General features: G+C 72.7%; 16 protein-coding genes. 4 read left to right on the top strand and 12 right to left on the bottom strand.

Going from position 1 to position 16,996, the window contains the following annotated elements; all coding sequences use genetic code 11:
- Nucleotides 1–54 precede the first annotated feature (54 nt).
- The 4 genes from IEZ10_RS08790 to IEZ10_RS08775 all read right to left on the bottom strand — a co-directional run bounded on the left by IEZ10_RS08790 (nt 55) and on the right by IEZ10_RS08775 (nt 4,113).
- Nucleotides 55–1,128 (bottom strand): zinc metalloprotease, encoded by a 1,074-nt coding sequence (locus IEZ10_RS08790; protein ID WP_189245978.1) that lies wholly within the window; start codon nt 1,126–1,128, stop codon nt 55–57.
- Between the two features lie 91 nt (nt 1,129–1,219).
- The gene (locus tag IEZ10_RS08785; RefSeq protein ID WP_179819188.1) at nt 1,220–1,471 is read right to left on the bottom strand and encodes a DUF3039 domain-containing protein; all 252 of its coding nucleotides are present in this window, start codon (nt 1,469–1,471) and stop codon (nt 1,220–1,222) included.
- A complete protein-coding gene (locus IEZ10_RS08780) occupies nt 1,468–2,325 on the bottom strand; it encodes a L,D-transpeptidase family protein (RefSeq protein ID WP_189245977.1) in 858 nt (285 codons plus the stop codon). Before IEZ10_RS08780 ends, IEZ10_RS08785 begins: the two co-directional genes overlap by 4 nt.
- 195 nt (nt 2,326–2,520) lie before the next feature.
- Nucleotides 2,521–4,113, bottom strand: coding sequence for a DHA2 family efflux MFS transporter permease subunit (locus tag IEZ10_RS08775; protein ID WP_189245976.1), 1,593 nt, complete (start codon nt 4,111–4,113; stop codon nt 2,521–2,523).
- A gap of 148 nt (nt 4,114–4,261) precedes the next feature.
- Here IEZ10_RS08775 and IEZ10_RS08770 point away from each other — a divergent pair, with 148 nt between their 5' ends.
- Nucleotides 4,262–4,972, top strand: coding sequence for a TetR family transcriptional regulator (locus IEZ10_RS08770; protein WP_189245975.1), 711 nt, complete (start codon nt 4,262–4,264; stop codon nt 4,970–4,972).
- A 28-nt stretch (nt 4,973–5,000) separates the two neighbouring features.
- On the opposite strand, the gene IEZ10_RS08765 is transcribed toward IEZ10_RS08770, so the two are convergent.
- The 6 genes from IEZ10_RS08765 to IEZ10_RS08740 form a co-directional block, all read right to left on the bottom strand.
- Nucleotides 5,001–5,579, bottom strand: a complete 579-nt coding sequence (locus IEZ10_RS08765; protein ID WP_189245974.1) for a YqgE/AlgH family protein — start codon at nt 5,577–5,579, stop codon at nt 5,001–5,003.
- A 107-nt stretch (nt 5,580–5,686) separates the two neighbouring features.
- Nucleotides 5,687–7,099, bottom strand: coding sequence for an NAD-dependent malic enzyme (locus IEZ10_RS08760; protein ID WP_189246142.1), 1,413 nt, complete (start codon nt 7,097–7,099; stop codon nt 5,687–5,689).
- Nucleotides 7,100–7,182: 83 nt separating this feature from the next.
- Nucleotides 7,183–7,812 carry a cytidylate kinase-like family protein gene (locus tag IEZ10_RS08755; RefSeq protein WP_189245973.1) on the bottom strand — a complete coding sequence of 210 codons (630 nt, stop codon included), beginning with the start codon at nt 7,810–7,812 and terminating at the stop codon, nt 7,183–7,185.
- A gap of 153 nt (nt 7,813–7,965) precedes the next feature.
- Entirely contained in the window at nt 7,966–8,901 is a 936-nt protein-coding gene (locus IEZ10_RS08750; protein ID WP_189245972.1) for a tetratricopeptide repeat protein, read from the bottom strand.
- 129 nt (nt 8,902–9,030) lie between these two features.
- Nucleotides 9,031–10,698, bottom strand: coding sequence for a coenzyme B12-dependent isobutyryl-CoA mutase large subunit (icmA, locus tag IEZ10_RS08745; protein WP_189245971.1), 1,668 nt, complete (start codon nt 10,696–10,698; stop codon nt 9,031–9,033).
- A gap of 262 nt (nt 10,699–10,960) precedes the next feature.
- The gene (locus IEZ10_RS08740; RefSeq protein WP_189245970.1) at nt 10,961–11,494 is read right to left on the bottom strand and encodes a MarR family winged helix-turn-helix transcriptional regulator; all 534 of its coding nucleotides are present in this window, start codon (nt 11,492–11,494) and stop codon (nt 10,961–10,963) included.
- Nucleotides 11,495–11,834: 340 nt separating this feature from the next.
- On the opposite strand from IEZ10_RS08740, the gene IEZ10_RS08735 reads away from it, so the two are divergent.
- Nucleotides 11,835–13,202, top strand: a complete 1,368-nt coding sequence (locus tag IEZ10_RS08735) for a hypothetical protein (RefSeq protein WP_189245969.1) — start codon at nt 11,835–11,837, stop codon at nt 13,200–13,202.
- Between the two features lie 112 nt (nt 13,203–13,314).
- Nucleotides 13,315–13,989, top strand: a complete 675-nt coding sequence (locus tag IEZ10_RS08730; RefSeq protein WP_189245968.1) for a DUF4230 domain-containing protein — start codon at nt 13,315–13,317, stop codon at nt 13,987–13,989.
- Between the two features lie 133 nt (nt 13,990–14,122).
- On the opposite strand, the gene meaB is transcribed toward IEZ10_RS08730, so the two are convergent.
- Together meaB and IEZ10_RS08720 are read right to left on the bottom strand one after the other, a co-directional pair.
- On the bottom strand, nt 14,123–15,103 hold the full coding sequence (meaB, locus tag IEZ10_RS08725; protein ID WP_189245967.1) for a methylmalonyl Co-A mutase-associated GTPase MeaB: 981 nt from the start codon (nt 15,101–15,103) through the stop codon (nt 14,123–14,125).
- A 1-nt stretch (nt 15,104) separates the two neighbouring features.
- Nucleotides 15,105–16,292 (bottom strand): acetyl-CoA C-acetyltransferase, encoded by a 1,188-nt coding sequence (locus IEZ10_RS08720; RefSeq protein ID WP_189245966.1) that lies wholly within the window; start codon nt 16,290–16,292, stop codon nt 15,105–15,107.
- Nucleotides 16,293–16,376: 84 nt separating this feature from the next.
- Here IEZ10_RS08720 and mce point away from each other — a divergent pair, with 84 nt between their 5' ends.
- On the top strand, nt 16,377–16,820 hold the full coding sequence (mce, locus tag IEZ10_RS08715) for a methylmalonyl-CoA epimerase (RefSeq protein ID WP_189246141.1): 444 nt from the start codon (nt 16,377–16,379) through the stop codon (nt 16,818–16,820).
- Nucleotides 16,821–16,996 lie beyond the last annotated feature (176 nt).

The following is a 16,996-nucleotide window of genomic DNA, read 5'->3' as shown; positions in this document are numbered from 1 at the left end:
CCACGGGCGGCGCCCGCCGGTACGCCGTGCCCGGCCTCGGCCCGGTGGCCGCGTCTACTCGCGCGGCGTCTCGGGCCCCGGCTCCACGGGCGGCGTCTGCCGGTGTGACGCCTCGGGTCCCGGTTCCATGGGCGGCGCCTGCCGGTAGGCCGTCCACATCTCCTGCATCCTGGTCGCCTGGCCTTCGGTGAACCCCGACATGCACCGGTCGTGGGCGTAGTCCATGAAGTTGTGCACCGGGTCCGCGCCGTCGCCGGCGCAGGTGTCCTTGTGCACCGGGCAGCCCTGGGTGGGCAGTCCCTCGGACGGGGTGTCGTCGATGGTGTCGCCCAGCGGCAGGCAGCCGTTCTCGAAGGTGTGCAGCAGCCCGAGCCAGTGGCCGATCTCGTGGACCCCGGTGAAGCCGCGGCCGAAGTTGCGCAGCGACCCGCCCGGCAGGGTGCGCCAGTCGAGGACCACGCCGTCACCCGCGGGGTCGCCGGCGTACCAGTAGGGGTAGGTCGAGTAGCCCAGCACCAGCCGGCCGAGCTGGGCGACGTAGAGGTTGAGGGTCTCCTGACCGCCCCGGCGCATCCGCTCCAGCGTCTCCAGACGGCCCAGGGGGTCGCGGAAAAGCGCGGGGTCGTCGACGCGGGTCAGGCCGTCGAGGCGGAACCTGATCCCGGTGTCGGCCCCGCCGTACCGGCCGCCGTAGGCGGCGTTGAGCGTGGCGACCTGGGCGCGCACCGCGTCGTCGGGCGCGCCGAGTGAGCCGGCGGTGATGACGTGCGCCCAGACGGGCACCGTGACGGGGGCCCAGCTCAGGCTCGCCGGATGTGGCAGCCTCGCCTGGCGTGCCCGCAGGTCGGCCAGCATCTCCTCGGCCTGGACCCGTCCGGAGCCGTTCGGCCCGGCGGGCGCGCCGGGAAGCGGCGCCCGCACGCCGGGGTACGGTGCCCGCGCCCACGCGGTCTCGGCCCGCGTTCCGGAAGGCGACGCCCGTACGGCCGGCGGGCCGGGGATCGGAATCCGCGCGGTCTCGGCGCACCGGGCCGGCCCGGCCACCGCGGACGGCCGCGACGGCACGCCGGGAGCGGAGCCCGCCGCCGACACGCACATCACGAGAACGGCGATCGCGCGCCGAGCCATGTATCCCCCGACAGGTCACCCCGGCCGGTCGTTCGCCGCCGGGCGACATCCGACCTTAGCCCGAGCTGCGGCGATCAGCCGCGAGCGACACTCACTCGCCGCCGGAGTCGTCGCCCTTGGGGAGGCCCTCGTAGATCTCCTTGCACTCGGGGCAGACCGGGAACTTCTGCGGGTCGCGGTTGGGCACCCAGACCTTGCCGCAGAGCGCGCGCACCGGGGTGCCGCTCAGCGCGCTCTCCATGATCTTGTTCTTCTCGACGTAGTGGGCGAACCGCTCGTGGTCGCCGTCACCGTGCGAGAGGTTCGGCCGGACGTCGCTCTCAGGGAGAATCTTCGTGCTCACCTTGCAGAGTTTATGCCCGCATCCCGCCGGTCGCCGCTCCGGCGCTCACCGGCGGGGCGCGGGTACCGCCGCTCCGGCGCGGACCGGCGGACGTGGACCGGCTCTCCCGGCTGCGCCAGGCGGAAGAGCGGCACGGCGTTGTGCAGCGGTATGCGGGCGCAGCCGTGGGAGGCGGGGTAGCGCGGGACGAGCGTGGAGCCGTGGATGGCGATGCCGCCGTTGAAGTAGACGGGGTAGTACATCGCGCCGAGGTAGCCCATCGACCAGCCGCGCACCCGCTCCCCCACCCGGAAGTCGCCGGGCGGGGTGTCGGCGAACCCGCAGTGGCCGCGTTCGCAGTAGGACCGCTCCGCGCCGGTGGACACGTGGCTGACCAGCACGGGCCTGTCGTGCCGCCAGACGGTGAGGAGCTGGCGGCGCAGGTCGATCTCCACCCTCGACGGCTCCCCGTCGCGCACCAGCGGCCTGATCCGCGCCGGGCGGACCAGCGCCCGCCAGGTGGCCGTGTCGACGCGGTCCACCGGGCGCATCCCGTTGGCCTTCTGGAACGCCCACACGGCCGTGCGCATCCCGGAGTCGTAGACGGGGGTGGGCGGGCCCACGTTGAACCCCAGCTCGTTGAGCCGCTTCTTCACCGCGACGATCTCCCGGCCGAGATCGCCCGGGTCGCCCGGGTCAGGGGAGGTGTCGTCGGCGCGGGGGAGATCGTCGGCATGGGGCGCGCGGCCGGCGCGGAGGCCGTACGAGCCGCCGGAGTCGCCGAACCGGAGGACGGGCGGTCCCGGCGGGGGGACCCCGCGGGAGTCCCGGGGCGGAACGGCGCCGGCGCGAGCCGGACCGGTGGAGAGAGTCATCGTGGAAACGGTGATCATCGCTGCGATCCCGAAACAGTGGGTGATCGTTCTCATGTCTGACGTCTAACCGTTCATGGGAACCTCCAATCCCCTTCCCGGTCGCGTCAGCGCAGCTCAGAGCCGCGAAACGGGTACGGCTCCCACCCCGGCGGGCGGGAGCCGCACCCGGGTGGGAGCCGTATCGGGCCCGGTGGGTCAGCCCATGTGGATCGGGGCGTCGGCGGTCTTGCGGCCCGCCCTGACGAACAGGGCGAACACCGCGGCGAGGACCGCGACCGCCGTGCTGACCGTGAAGCCGAGGTGCATGCCGTCCAGGAAGGACAGGTGCGAGACGTCGGCGATGCCCTGGACGACCTGCTCGGGAATGCCGGGCATCTGCTGGGCGGTGGGCGCGTTGCCGTACTGGGCCAGCGCCTTCAGCGGCTCGGCCTGTGCGGGCGGCAGCGCCGGGAGCTTGGCGTCGGCCCAGTGCTGCGGGTAGACGTCGGCGACCCGGGCCGAGACGATCGCGCCGAGGATCGCGGTGCCGAGCGCGCCGCCGACCTGCATGGCCGACTGCTGGACGCCGCCGGCGACGCCGCTGAGCTCCTCGGGCGAGTTGCCGACGATGATCTCGGTGGCACCGACGAAGACCGGCGAAAGCCCGAAGGCCAGCAGCACGAACGGGATCGCGCTGTCGATGAAGGCGGCGTCGAGGCTGAGCCGCGACAGCAGGAACATCGCCAGGGCGGTGACGAGCATGCCGCCCGAGATCGTCACCCGGGGCCCCAGCTTGCCGATCAGTACCGCGGCGAGCGGCGAGGCGAAGATCATTCCGGCGCTCATCGGCAGCATGCGCAGGCCCGAGTCCATGGGCGAGAGCCCGTGCACGCCCTGGAAGAAGAACGTCAGGAAGAACATCGCGCCGAACATGGAGAACGCGACCAGCACCATCAGGCCGGTGCCGATGGAGACCGATGCGTTGCCGAAGAGGCTGAGCGGCACCAGCGGCTCGGCGGCGCGCGACTGCCACCACACGAACGCGGCGCCGATCACCACGGTGGCGGCCAGGAAGGCGATGGTCAGCGGGTCGCCCCAGCCCCAGTCGGGGGCCTTGATGATGGCCCAGACCAGGGAGAACATCGTGAGCGACAGCAGCACGACGCCCAGCCAGTCGACCTTGGACAGGGTCTGCGCTCTGCTCTCGACGAGCACCCACAGACCCACGGCCAGGGCGACGACGCCGACCGGGACGTTGATGAAGAAGACCGACTGCCAGCTCACGTGCTCGACGAGCAGGCCGCCGACGATCGGGCCGGCGGCGCTGGACAGGCCGATGATGCCGCCCCAGGCGCCCATCGCCGTCTTCAACCGCTCACCGGGGAAGGCGACGCGCAGCAGCGCGAGCGCGGCGGGCTGCAGCATCGCGCCGAACAGGCCCTGGAGCACGCGCAGCGCGATCAGCATGCCGACCGAGGAGCTGAGGCCGATCGCGAGCGAGGAGAGCGCGAAGCCGGCGACCCCGACCAGGAAGATCATCTTGTGCCCGAACAGGTCGCCGAGCTTGCCGGCGGTGATCAGGAACACCGCGAGGGCGAGCAGGTAGCCGCTGGTCACCCACTGCAGGTCGGCGAGGGACGCCTTCAGGTCCGTGGCGATCACCGGGTTGGCGATGGCGACGACGGTGCCGTCGAGCATCACCATGATCACGCCGAGCGATACCGCGAGGAGGGTGAGCCACGGATGTCGCTGCTCCGGTGATGGACCGGCGTCCGGCGACGGCACGGTCACCGTCTTGGCTTCTGCCATGAGAACTCCCCCTTGGGCTCGGCCGCCCCGGATGAGGCGTCACATGGGAGTAATTTATGGCAGTCACTGACAACTGACAAACTATTTACTTTGTCACCCCGTGACATGTGGCACACTGTGAACACCACGTTTCGAAGAGGTGACATGGATGAGCCGGCCCGGCCTGCGTGAGCGCAAGAAACAGAAGACGCGGCTGGCACTGATCGACGCGGCTCTCGACCTGTTCGCCGAACAGGGATACGACGCCACGACCGTCGACCAGATCGCCGCCGCGGTGGACGTCTCCCCCCGCACCTTTTTCCGCTACTTCGCGACCAAGGAGGACGTCGCCCTCTCCCTGGACGCCGACGGGCAGGAGATCCTGCTCGCCGAGCTGGCCGCCAGGCCCGCGGAGGAACCCCCGTTCACCGCGCTGGGCCGCGCGATGAACACTATGATCACCATACTGGAGCAGGGCGACACCGCCGACCGGAGCAGGTTCCTCAAGGCGCGCGAGCTGATCGAGAGCACCCCGGCGCTCTTCGCCGGCGGCGTGCGCATGATGATGCAGAACGAGCGGCTGCTGGTCGCCGAGATCGCCCGGCGCGAGGGCATGAGCCCCGACGACCTGCTCCCCCACTTCGCCGTCTCGCTGTTCACCGCCGCCATCCGGGTGGGCCTGGAGGCGTGCGGGCCGGGCCAGCTCAACGACCTCTCCGACCTGACCCGGCACGTGGATCGGGTGATGGAGCTGGCCGAGCGCTCGCTACGCCCCGGCTGGGACCGGCCCGCGCCCGGCGACGGTACGGCCTCCGGAGCGGGCCCCGGCTCCGGTGAGGGCACGGCCGGGGACGGCTCCGTCCCGGACGGCCGGGAGTAGACCCCGCCGGCGACGGCGGCCGTACGGGCTAGTTCATGGAGGGGTCGTCGGGGCAGGTCGCGACGTAGGCCAGCTCGCCCGGCTGGCGGCGCAGCACCGCCCGCCACAGCGAACCGGGGTCGGGGTAGAACGTGTCGCCGGGTTCGGCGTCCACGACGTACCAGGAGCCCTCCCCGATCTCGGCCTCCAGCTGCCCGGCGGTCCATCCGGAGTATCCCGCGAAGATCCGCATCTGGGCGATCTCACCCGCGAGGATCTCCGGAGGGGCGTCGAGGTCGACCGTGCCCAGCCGCGACACCGCCGGGGTGCCGGCGTGCAACCGCCGCCAGCCGAGCGGCTCCTGCCCGCTCGGGACCGCGGCCAGCGCCAGGGCGCTGTCGGTCTGCACGGGACCGCCCTGGAACAGCACGGACGGCCCGGTGACCATCGTGTCCCAGGTCGGCAGCACCTGCGTCACCGAGATGTCACTCGGCCGGTTGAGCACGACGCCCAGGGTGCCGCCCTCGGCGTCGTGCTCCAGGATCAGGACGACGCTGCGCCGGAAGTTGGGGTCGTCGAGTTGCGGCGCGGCCACCAGCAGCCCACCGACGTAGATCGCTTCCGCCATACATCCATGATGAGGGGTACGGACCGCTTCGCGCCGCTCACCCCGGCCCGGATTCTCCGCGAACCGCCCGGGAATCGTCCCGCGGGCGGAGAGACCCTACGCCCCGGTCACGCCTCGGTCATGCCGCTGCGCGCCCGGCCGCCCGCCGACTCGCGCACGGCCGCCGCGACGGCGCCGGCCACGTCGGCGTGGAAGACGCTGGGGATGATGTAGTTCGGGCCCAGCTCCTCGTCGGTGACGACGGCGGCCAGAGCCTTGGCCGCCGCGAGCAGCATCTCCTCGCTGACCAGGTTGGCCTGGGCGTCGAGCAGGCCGCGGAAGACGCCGGGGAAGGCCAGAACGTTGTTGATCTGGTTCGGGTAGTCGGAGCGGCCCGTGGCGACCACCGCGGCGTGCTCGCGGGCGTCGTCCGGGGAGATCTCGGGCTCGGGGTTGGCCAGCGCGAAGACCACCGCGTCGTCGGCCATCGTGGCGATGTCGTCGCCGCTGAGGATGCCCGGGGCGGAGACGCCGATGAACACGTCGGCGCCCTTGATCGCGCCGCGCAGGTCGCCCGCGTAGCCCTCGGCGTTGGTGTGGTCGGCGATCCACCGCAGCGTGTCGTCCAGGTCGTCGCGGCCGCCGTGCACCGCGCCGAGGTAGTCGCAGACGATCATGTTGCGCGCGCCCGCGGCCATCAGCAGGCGCAGCACCGCCGTACCCGCGGCGCCGGCGCCGGCGAGGGTGATGCGGACCTCGCCCAGCTCCTTGCCGACCACGCGCAGCGCGTTGGTGAGCGCGGCGAGCACGCAGATCGCGGTGCCGTGCTGGTCGTCGTGGAAGACCGGGATGTCCAGCAGCTCGCGCAGCCGCCGCTCCACCTCGAAGCAGCGCGGCGCGGAGATGTCCTCCAGGTTGATGCCGCCGAAGCCGGGGGCGATGAGCTGGACGGTGCGCACGATCTCATCGATGTCCTGGGTGTCCAGGCAGATCGGCCACGCGTCGATGTCGGCGAACCGCTTGAACAGCGCGGCCTTGCCCTCCATGACCGGCAGCGCGGCGGCCGGGCCGATGTTGCCCAGGCCCAGCACGGCCGAACCGTCGGTGACGACGGCGACGCTGTTGCGCTTGATGGTGAGGCGGCGGGCGTCCTCGGGGTTGCGGGCGATGGCCATCGAGACCCGGGCGACGCCGGGGGTGTAGGCCATGGACAGCTCGTCACGGTTGCGCAGCGGCACCTTCGACTTCATCTCGATCTTGCCGCCGAGATGCATGAGGAAGGTGCGGTCGGAGACCTTGTGGATGACGACGCCCTCGACCTCGCCGAGGTTGTCGACGATCGCCTGTGCGTGCTCGGTGTCCCTCGCCGCGCAGGTCACGTCGATGCGCAGGGTCTCGTGGCCGGCCGTGGTCACGTCGAGCGCGGTGACCACACCCCCGGCGGACTCTACTGCGTGGGTGAGCTGGCTGACGGCCTTGCCGCCGGCCGGCACCTCAAGGCGCACGGTGATGGAGTACGACACGCTCGGCACGGTGGCCACAGTCATCCGCTCCTTTGCGACTGACTTGCTACAAGGATGCATCCATCGTGCCATCACCTGACGAGTGAACGGGCCCACCCCGGTCAGCTCAGCGCTGTCGAAGCGGTCACAATGACCTCCACGCACGTGTCGACCGGAATGGTCGTGCTGTCGAGCACGAGGTGGTAAAGCGTCGCCGAGGCCGGGTCGGCGCGGTAGAAATGACGGACGTAGGCGGTCCGCGCCCGGTCGGCGTCGCGCACCAGCCTGCGCGCCTCCTCCTCGGAGACTCCGGTCAGCGTCGCGGTCTGGATGACCCTGCGCGTCACCGGGGCGTCCAGCCGCACGTGCAGCGCGCCGGGATGGTCGGCCAGGACGATCGCCGCGGCGCGGCCGAGGAACACCCCGCCCCGCTCGCGCGCCGTCCGCCTGATCACCCGCTCGGTGTGGGTGACGAAGTCCTCAGGGAGCGGCGGCGTCGCCCCGGGGAGATAGACGTCGAGGCCGCCGAAGGTGACGGCGGGGAGCCGCATGACCCCCGACAGCAGCATGGACAGCCCGTGCTCGGCCCGGTCGTCGCGGGCCAGGGCCTCCTCCAGCGTGCAGCCGAGGACCTCGGCCACCTCGCCGGGGATCGCCCGGTCCACGAAGGGCACACCCAGGCGCCCGGCCACCGCCGGACCGATCACGCTTCCGGCGGTGCCGTACGTCGCGGAGATGGTGACGACCCGCATGCCCGGTTGATGCCCCGTGGGAGCGCGTTCAGCATTCTTCGCGCCCGCCGCGTCGGCCGGTTTCCGGCGGCGTCCGCCGTGCCGGGGCCGGAGCGTCCGGCGGCACTCCGTCCGGGGCGCCCGCCGGGCGCCCCGGGGAGTCCCCGGCCGCGCTCAGAAGAGGGCGCTGGCGAGGTTGCGCCGGGCCCGGGCGAGGGACGGGTCCTCGGCGGGCAGCGTGTCGAACAGCCCGAGCAGGTGCACGCGGGCCCGGTCCCGCTCCTCGCCGGAGGTGCGGCGCACCACCGCGACGAGCCGGTCGAAGGCGGCGTCCACCTCGCCGGAGAGCATCTCGAAGTCGGCGGCCAGCAGCTGGGCCTCGACGTCGGCGGGGTCGGCCAGGCGCCGCTGCACGTCGGCGGGGTCGACGTCCTGGGTCCGGCGGATCAGGCCGAGCCCGGCCAGGCCCAGCTTGGCGTCCACGTCGTTCGGGGAGCGGGCCAGCAGCCGCTCGTAGGCGGCCACGGCGCCGTCGAGGTCACCGGCGTCGATGGCCTGCTCGGCGGCGATGATCTCCGGCTCGGCCTGCGGCTCCGGGGCGGCCTGGTCGCCCTCGGGGGCGCCCTCGCCGGGCGGCGGGAGGTACTGGGCCAGGGCCTGCATGAGCTGCGACAGCCAGTCGCGGAGCTGCTCCTCGGTGGCGATGCCGGGTGCGACCGCCACCGGCTGCCCCTGGAAGATCGCGTAGAGGGCGGGGACGTTCTGCACCCGCAGGGCCTGCGCGATCTGCGGGCTGGTCTCCACGTCCACCCGGACGAGGACCCACCGGCCGGCGTTCTCGGCGGCCAGCTTGTCCAGCAGCAGGCTGTACTCCTTGGCCTGCTCGGCGCGGGTCACCGTGAGCTCCAGCAGCACGAGGCTGTTCATGGAGCGTTCGACGACCTCCGTCGCGAAGGTGGCGTCATCGGCGTGGATCACCTGCGCCGCGGTCCCGCCGCCCTCCCGGGCGGCGGCCTCGCGCTTGGCCTGCGCCTCCATGGCCTGCTTGCGCGCGCCGAGATCCACGGCACCGTACAGCGATCCGGGTCGTTTGAAGTCCGCTGGGCTCATGACTCCAATCCTGCCGTATCCCGCAGGCCGCGCAGAATCGCCACCCTGGGTTCGCCTCCCTCCGGGCCCGCTCCACGGCGGGCCCGGAGGGAGGCGGCGGCTCCCAGCGGTGGCTCCCAGCGGTGGCTCTCAGAAGCGGGCGGGCTCGCTGTAGACGCCCCACACCCCGCGCAGGGCGTCGCAGATCTCGCCCAGCGTGGCCTCGGCGCGGACCGCGTCCAGCATCGGCGGGATGAGGTTGCCCTCACCGGCGGCGACCCGCGTCATCTCGGCCAGCGCCGCGTCGACGGTCTTCCGGTCGCGGGCGGCGCGGCGGTCGGCGAGGACGCGGTTCTGCTCGCGCTCGACCTCGTGGCTGACCCGCAGGATCTCCAGCGGCTCCTCGACGGAGGAGGTGTGGCAGTTGACCCCGACGATCCGCTTGTCGCCCTTCTCCAGCTTGCGCTGGTAGTCGAAGGCGGCCTCGGCGATCTCGGTCATGAACCAGCCGTCCTCGATGCCGCGCAGGATGCCGGAGGTCATCGTCCCGTCGGAGCCCATGTCGCGGATCTTCTGGAAGATCGCCTCGGCCTCGGCCTCGATCCGGTCGGTGAGCGCCTCGACGTACCACGAGCCGCCGAGGGGGTCGGCGACGTTGACGACCTCGGTCTCCTCCATGATCACCTGCTGGGTGCGCAGCGCGATCTCGGCGGCCTTCTCCGAGGGCAGCGCGAGGACCTCGTCCAGGGCGTTGGTGTGCAGCGAGTTGGTGCCGCCGAGCACGGCCGCGAGCGCCTCGACGGCGGTGCGCACCACGTTGTTGTACGGCTGCTGCGCGGTGAGGGAGACCCCGGCGGTCTGGGTGTGGAAGCGCAGCCACTGGGCCTTGTCGGTCTTGGCGCCGTAGACGTCGCGCATCCAGCGCGCCCAGATCCGCCGCGCCGCCCGGAACTTGGCGATCTCCTCGAAGAAGTCGATGTGCGCGTCGAAGAAGAAGGACAGGCCGGGCCCGAAGACGTCGACGTCCAGGCCCCGCGACAGGCCGAGCTCCACGTAGCCGAACCCGTCCGCCAGGGTGAAGGCCAGCTCCTGCGCGGCCGTGGAGCCGGCCTCGCGGATGTGGTAGCCGGACACGCTGAGCGGCTTGTAGGCCGGGATCTCGGCGGCGCAGTACTCCATCAGGTCGCCGATCAGCCGCAGGTGCGGCTCGGGGGCGAACAGCCACTCCTTCTGGGCGATGTACTCCTTGAAGATGTCGGTCTGCAGCGTGCCGTTCAGCCTGCCGACCGGCACGCCCTGCCGCTCGGCGGCGACGACGTACATGCAGAAGATCGGCACGGCCGGGCCGCTGATCGTCATCGAGGTGGTGATGTCGCCGAGCGGGATGCCGTCGAAGAGCAGGTCCATGTCGAGCGCGGAGTCGATCGCCACGCCGCAGTGGCCCACCTCGCCGAGCGAGCGCGGGTCGTCGGAGTCGCGGCCCATCAGCGTCGGCATGTCGAAGGCGACGCTCAGCCCGCCGCCGCCCGCGGCGAGGATCATCTTGTAGCGCTCGTTGGTCTGCCGTGCGTTGCCGAACCCGGCGAACTGCCGGATGGTCCAGGTCTTGCCGCGGTAGCCGGTGGCGTGCAGGCCGCGGGTGAACGGGTACTCCCCCGGCCAGCCGATGCGCTCCATCCGCGGGTCGTCGTTCTGGGGCCCGTAGACGGGCTCCACCTCCAGCCCCGACAGGGTCCGGAACTCCGTCGGCCGCCTGGCCGTCTGGTAGAACCGCGCCTGCCAGCGCGCCCGCCCTGCCTCGATCTCCTCGGCGTTCATGCCCACTCCCTTGTACGGCTCGCGGCTCGTGTGCGGCTTGTGGCCTCGTGGCTCGTGGCCTCGTGGAGGACGCCGGCGGACCGCCGCTCGTGACGGACTGGACCCGGGACACCCCCTAGGAGAGATACTAGGACGTCCTAATAATTTCCGGTCAAGGCACGGGGGAAGAAACGGGAGCCGCCCCGGGAAGACGCGGGTGCCCTCGCCGGGAAGGCGAGGCCGCCATCGGGAGGGGCGCGGGAGCCGTACGGCCAGCCGGGACTCAGTCCGCGAAGTCGCCGGCCGCCACCCGCAGCGTGCGGAGCAGGCCGAACATCTCCTCCAGCTCGGCCTCGCCGTACATGGTCATGGCGAAGCCGGCGGCCATCAGGTCGGCGGTGGCCCCCTCGACGACCTCCCGGCCCCTGTCGGTGATCTCGGCCAGCACCCCCCGGCCGTCGCGCGGGTTGGGCATGCGCCGGACCAGCCCGGCGCGCTCCAGCCGGTCGACGGTGTTGGTCACGCTCGTGGGGTGGACCATCAGGCGCTCGCCGATCCTCGACAGCGGCAGCGACCCGGTCCTGCTGAAGGTGAGCAGCACCAGCGCCTCGTAGCGGGCGAAGGTCAAGTCATGCGGTTTGAGTAGCGTGTCCAGTTGCGAGAGCAGGATCTGGTGCGCTCTCATGATCGATGTGACGGCGGCCATGGCCGAGGACGGCCCGAAGTGAACGCGCCACGTCCGGGCGGCTCGCTCGATGGGGTCGAACGGCAGATTCAGCTGACCTGTAGCCACAGAGCTACGGTAGCGCGAGCTCATCCCGGTTCGCCCGTATACGTAGAGTCACAAGATTGACCGCTTCACCAAGAACCCGGGCGCCAAACGTCACGCTCAGTTATGGTTCCCACATCGAATGGTGAGGGCGCGGCCAAAGCCGCGCCGTCTCAGTCCGGCTGCGGGGGATGCACGCCGGACCGGTTGCCGAGGGGACCGGCCACCGCACATTCACAGCACGGGGGGTGCTTGATGAACGACGATCCGATGGCGCTCGTGCGCCACGCGAGCTCATGGCCGGCCGACGCGGCGTGGATGCGTTCCACGCACGCCGGTGCGTGAGCACAGGGGCGTTTCACGCGAAGAACTCCAGCAGAGCGCGTTGGTGGCTGCCGCCGTCCTGCTCGTGCTGGGGCTGGCCGCGGCGTGGAGCGTCCTCATACCCGGCGTGGGAGCCTGGGAGAACACCGTGGTCGCCATGATCGGCTCGCTCCGCCTGACCGGGCCGGTGTCGGCGGCGTTCGCCGCCTGGGTGGCGGTGCGCAGGCGGCGCGAGAGCGGCAGATGGCTGCCGACCACCTGGCGCGCGGTGCGCACGCCGCTGGCGGTGGCGGCGGTGCCGGCCGTGGCGTTCGCCGCGACGGCGCTGGTGCTCGCCGTCCGGACGATCCTCGGCGAGCAGTCCGGACGGCTGCCGCCCAGCGGCCTGCTCATGGGGATGGCCGGGCTGGCGCTGTACGTCGCCATCGGCTGGGTGACCGGGTGGCTGCTGCCCTGGACGATCACCCCGGTGATCGCCGGGCTCGGCTGTTACGGCCTGTTCGCCTGGCTCGCCCAGAGCGGGACCTGGGCCGACCGGCTCGCCCCGGCCACGCGCGAGCCGTACGACCCCTTCCAGGGACTGAGCACGGCGGCGTTCGCCGACCAGACGTTCTGGCTGCTGGGCATCAGCGCGGTGCTGCTGCTCGGCTGGGCCGCGGTCGTGACGCGCCAGTCGCTCGCGCTGGCCGGCGCGCTGCTCGCCGTGCTCGCCGCGGCGGCCGGGATGGCCCGGCTGCTCAACGAGCCGCGGACGGTCACCGCGCAGCGGGTGGTCTACAGCTGCGAGGAGTGGCCGATCATGGTCTGCGTGCACCCAGGGATGCGCGACGGGCTGCCCGAGCTGGGTTCGGCGTTCGTCAGGATCGCCTCCCGGCTGGCCGGGACGCCCGGGGAGTTCTCCCGGCTGGAGCAGCGCCCGCGGCGCGAGGACGCCCCGCTGCCGCCGGGCTCGGTGCCGATCCACGTGGACGACCTGTCCAGCGGGTTCGCCGACCAGGCGGCCGCCGAGTTCGTCGAGGGCCTGGCCCCGCGCTGCGCCGGCACCACCGCCCAGGGGTACCGCGACATCGTGGTCGCGTGGCTGGCCGGCCGGCCGCTGCCCGGCGGGCCGCTGGCCGAGCACCAGTACGCCGCCGCGTGGTTCGCGGGCCTCACCGACACCCAGCGGCGCGACTGGCTGCGGACGCACTACGACCGGTTCGCCGGGTGCGGGCTGCAGAGCGGCGACTTCGGCGGGCAGGTCCCGCAGGTCACGCAGCCGGCCGCGCCGGCCCAGGGCGGATACCCGGCGTCCGCCGGGCCGGCTCCCCAGGCGTCCGCCCTCTACGGAACGCCGGGCGGGGCGCCCACCGCCGCGGGCGCCCCGCCCCTCCCCCGGACGGCCCCGGCCGTCTCGGCCCGCCGGCCCGCGCCGGCCGCGCCGGACCGCTGAGGCCCGCCGCCGGACCGCCGGGCGGCTCCCGTCCCGGCATCCGGGGCGGCCTCCGGGGGCACGGCCGGGCCGGCGGGCGTGAGAAGGACCCCGTGGGGGGAAGGAGATCGTCGTGAACGCTTCTCCACAGGCACCCCCCGGGGCGTCCCCGCCACGTCGCGGGCGCGGCCTACGCCTCCTCGCCGGGGTCGTCGTCACGCTGGCCATCGTCGCCGGAGCGGCCTGGCTGGTCTGGTCACGGCTGAACCCGTTCGGCGAGACCTCGATCGACCGCAGCCAGCCCGCGCTGCTGCAGTCGATCCACGACCTCAGCCGCTTCGAGGCGGCCACCGGCAACTTCCAGGTCATCGTCGACCTGGAGAAGGACGCCGCGTTCCTGCCTGACGCCGTCAAGGGCACCCGGACCCTCTTCGTGGGCGCCGGCGGCGTCGACGCCTACGTCGACTTCGGCAGCCTGTCCTCCGGCGCGCTGACCGTCTCGCCCGACCGCAAGGAGGTGACGGTGAAGCTGCCGCACGCGCGGCTGGAGAAGCCCAACCTCGACAACGGGCGGTCCTACGTCTACGCCCAGCAGCGCGGCCTGTTCGACCGGGTCCAGGACTTCCTGTCGTCCTCCCCGGCCGACCAGCGCGAGCTCTACCAGCTGGCCGAGAAGAAGATCGCCGAGGCCGCGCAGGCCAGCGACCTGCGCGACCGGGCCGACCAGAACACCAAGGCCATGCTCCAGGGCATGCTGGGCGGCCTGGGCTTCGAGAAGGTCACCGTCACGGTGGACGGCCGGCCGTAGACCCCGCCCGCCGGTCACGGGACGGCGGGCCGTACGGCGTGCGGCCCGGCGTGCGGCCCGTCGTCCGGCTCCGGCCGCCGGCACCGCGCGCCCGGGGCGAAGCCGGCGCCGGGCCGTACGGCCCGGCGCGGGGTCAGCCGGCGGCGTCCAGCAGTTCGTCGGCGGCGGTGTAGGGGTCGAGACCGCCCGCCACGACACGCTCGGCGAGGGCGTCGAGCCGCCGGTCGCCGTGCAGGTGGGCGAAGCGGGTACGGAGTGCCGCGACCGCGATGGCCTCGATCTCGTCGCGGGCCCTGACCCGGCGCCTGCGGCCGAGCTCGCCCGACTCCTCCAGATACGCCAGGTGCTCATCGAGGGCGGCGACGACGTCCTCGGCGCCCTCTCCGCGGGAGGCCACGGTCGTCACGATGGGCGGCCGCCAGGGCCCCTCGATCTGGGCGGTCATGGTGCGCAGCTCGCGCACGACCGCCTGGGCGCCGTCGCGGTCGGCCTTGTTCACCACGAACACGTCGGCGACCTCCAGGATGCCCGCCTTGGCGGCCTGGACGCCGTCGCCCATGCCCGGGGCGAGCAGCACGACGGTGGTGTCGGCCAGCGAGGCGATGTCCACCTCGGCCTGGCCGACCCCGACGGTCTCGACGAGGACGACCTCGCACCCGGCGGCGTCCAGGACCCGCAGCGCCTGCGGCGTCGCCCAGGACAGGCCGCCCAGGTGGCCCCGGCTGGCCATCGACCGGATGAAGACCTCCGGGTCGGTGGCGTGGTCCTGCATGCGCACCCGGTCGCCGAGCAGCGCCCCGCCGGTGAACGGCGAGGACGGGTCCACGGCGAGCACGCCGACCCGCCTGCCGAGCTTGCGGAACGCCTGGACCAGCATCCCGGTCGAGGTGGACTTGCCCACCCCCGGGGAGCCGGTCAGCCCGATGACGCGGGCCCGGGTGGGCCGGGCCGAGCAGAGCTCGGCGGTGACCTCCCGCAGCAGCGGCGAGCCGTTCTCCACCAGGGAGATCAGCCGCGCGACCGCCCGGGGCCGGCCCTGCCGCGCCTGCGCGACCAGTTCGGAGACCTCCGCGGGCAGCGGGTCGCGCCGCGCCGCGGGGCTGGACGTCTCCATGTCAGGCCGAGGGGACACGGATGATCAGGGCGTCGCCCTGGCCGCCGCCGCCGCACAGGCCGGCCGCGCCGGTCCCGCCGCCCCGGCGCTTCAGCTCGTGGGCGAGGGCCAGGACGATGCGGGCGCCGGACGCGCCGATCGGGTGGCCGATGGCGATGCCGCCGCCGTTGACGTTGACCTTCTCCAGCGGGACGCCGAGCTCCTTGACCGACTGGAGGACGACCTGGGCGAACGCCTCGTTGATCTCCAGCAGGTCGAGGTCGCCGATGGTGATGCCCTCCTTGGCGAGGGCGTGCTTGATGGCGTTGGCCGGCTGCGACTGCAGCGAGTTGTCCGGGCCGGCGACGTTGCCGTGCGCGCCGATCTCGGCGAGCCAGTCGAGGCCCAGCTCCTCGGCCTTGGCCTTCGACATCACGACGACCGCGCAGGCGCCGTCGGAGATCTGCGAGGCGGAGCCGGCGGTGATGGTGCCGTCCGGGACGAACGACGGGCGCAGCCGCGACAGGACCTCGACGGTGGTGTCGCCGCGCACGCCCTCGTCGGCGGAGAACAGGACCGGGTCGCCCTTGCGCTGCGGGACCGGCACCGGGACGATCTCGTCGTCGAGCGTGCCGTTCTTGATCGCGGCGGCGGCGAGCTGGTGGGAGCGGGCGGAGTAGGCGTCCTGCTCCTCGCGGGTCAGGCCCAGGCGGACGTTGTGCCGCTCGGTGGACTCGCCCATCGCGATCTGGTCGTAGGCGTCGGTCAGGCCGTCGTAGGCCATCGAGTCGACGACGGTGGCGTCGCCGTACTTGACGCCCCGGCGCAGGCCGCGCATCAGGTGCGGGGCGTTCGACATCGACTCCATGCCGCCGGCGACCACGATGTCGAACTCGCCGGCCCGAATGAGCTGGTCGGCCAGGGCGATGGCGTCCAGGCCGGACAGGCAGACCTTGTTGATGGTCAGCGACGGCACGGTCATCGGGATCCCGGCCAGGACGGCCGCCTGGCGGGAGGGGATCTGCCCCGCCCCGGCCTGCAGGACCTGGCCCATGATGACGTACTGCACGGTCTCGGGGGCGACGCCGGCGCGCTCCAGCGCGGCCTTGATCGCGATGCCGCCGAGTTCGGCGGCGGTGAGGCCGGACAGCGAGCCGAGCAGCCGTCCGATGGGGGTGCGAGCTCCGGCGACGATGACGGAACCAGACATGAGCAGGGGCCTCCTGGCGAGTCTCCGAACGACTTTGCCACCATACCCATGAGTACCGGACCGATCGCCATGGAGGCCGTCCATATGTTCATGCGCATCGACCATGTGGGGATCGCCTGCCACGACCTGGAGGAGAAGATCGCGTTCTTCGAGCGCACCTTCGACCTCACGGTGGTCGCGCGCGAGACCAACGAGGAGCAGGGCGTCAAGGAGGCGATGCTGCACATCGCCGACGGCGAGGGCGGCGGCTCCTACATCCAGCTCCTGGAGCCCCTCGGCCCCGACACCCCGGTCGGGAAGTTCCTCGCCAAGCGCGGGGAGGGGGTGCACCACGTGGCGTTCGGGGTGCCGGACGTGGCGGAGGCGATGCGGGAGATCGGCGGCAGGGGTGTCCGGGTGCTGGACGCCGAGCCCCGGCACGGCACGCTGGGGTCGTCGATCGCCTTCCTCCACCCCAAGGACATGGGCGGGGTGCTGACCGAGCTGGTGCAGGCCCCGGACACCGGCGACGCGGCACCCGGGCACTGACGACGCGGTGTCCCGGCGCCGGCGCGTCCGCCGGTCGTCGTCAGCGCGCCCGCCGGTCGTCAGCGCGCCGGCCGGACGCGGTCGACCCGCCCGCCGGTCGTCGTCGCCGCGGCCGCCGGACGCGGTGACGCCTTTTCGGCCGGTGTCAACGCGGCCGTCGGATGCGGCCGACGCCT

This window comes from Streptosporangium pseudovulgare, assembly GCF_014648055.1.
GTDB lineage: Bacteria > Actinomycetota > Actinomycetes > Streptosporangiales > Streptosporangiaceae > Streptosporangium > Streptosporangium pseudovulgare.
The sequence above is the reverse complement of the archived record's forward strand: the minus strand, read 5'-3'. Positions and strand labels throughout refer to the sequence as shown.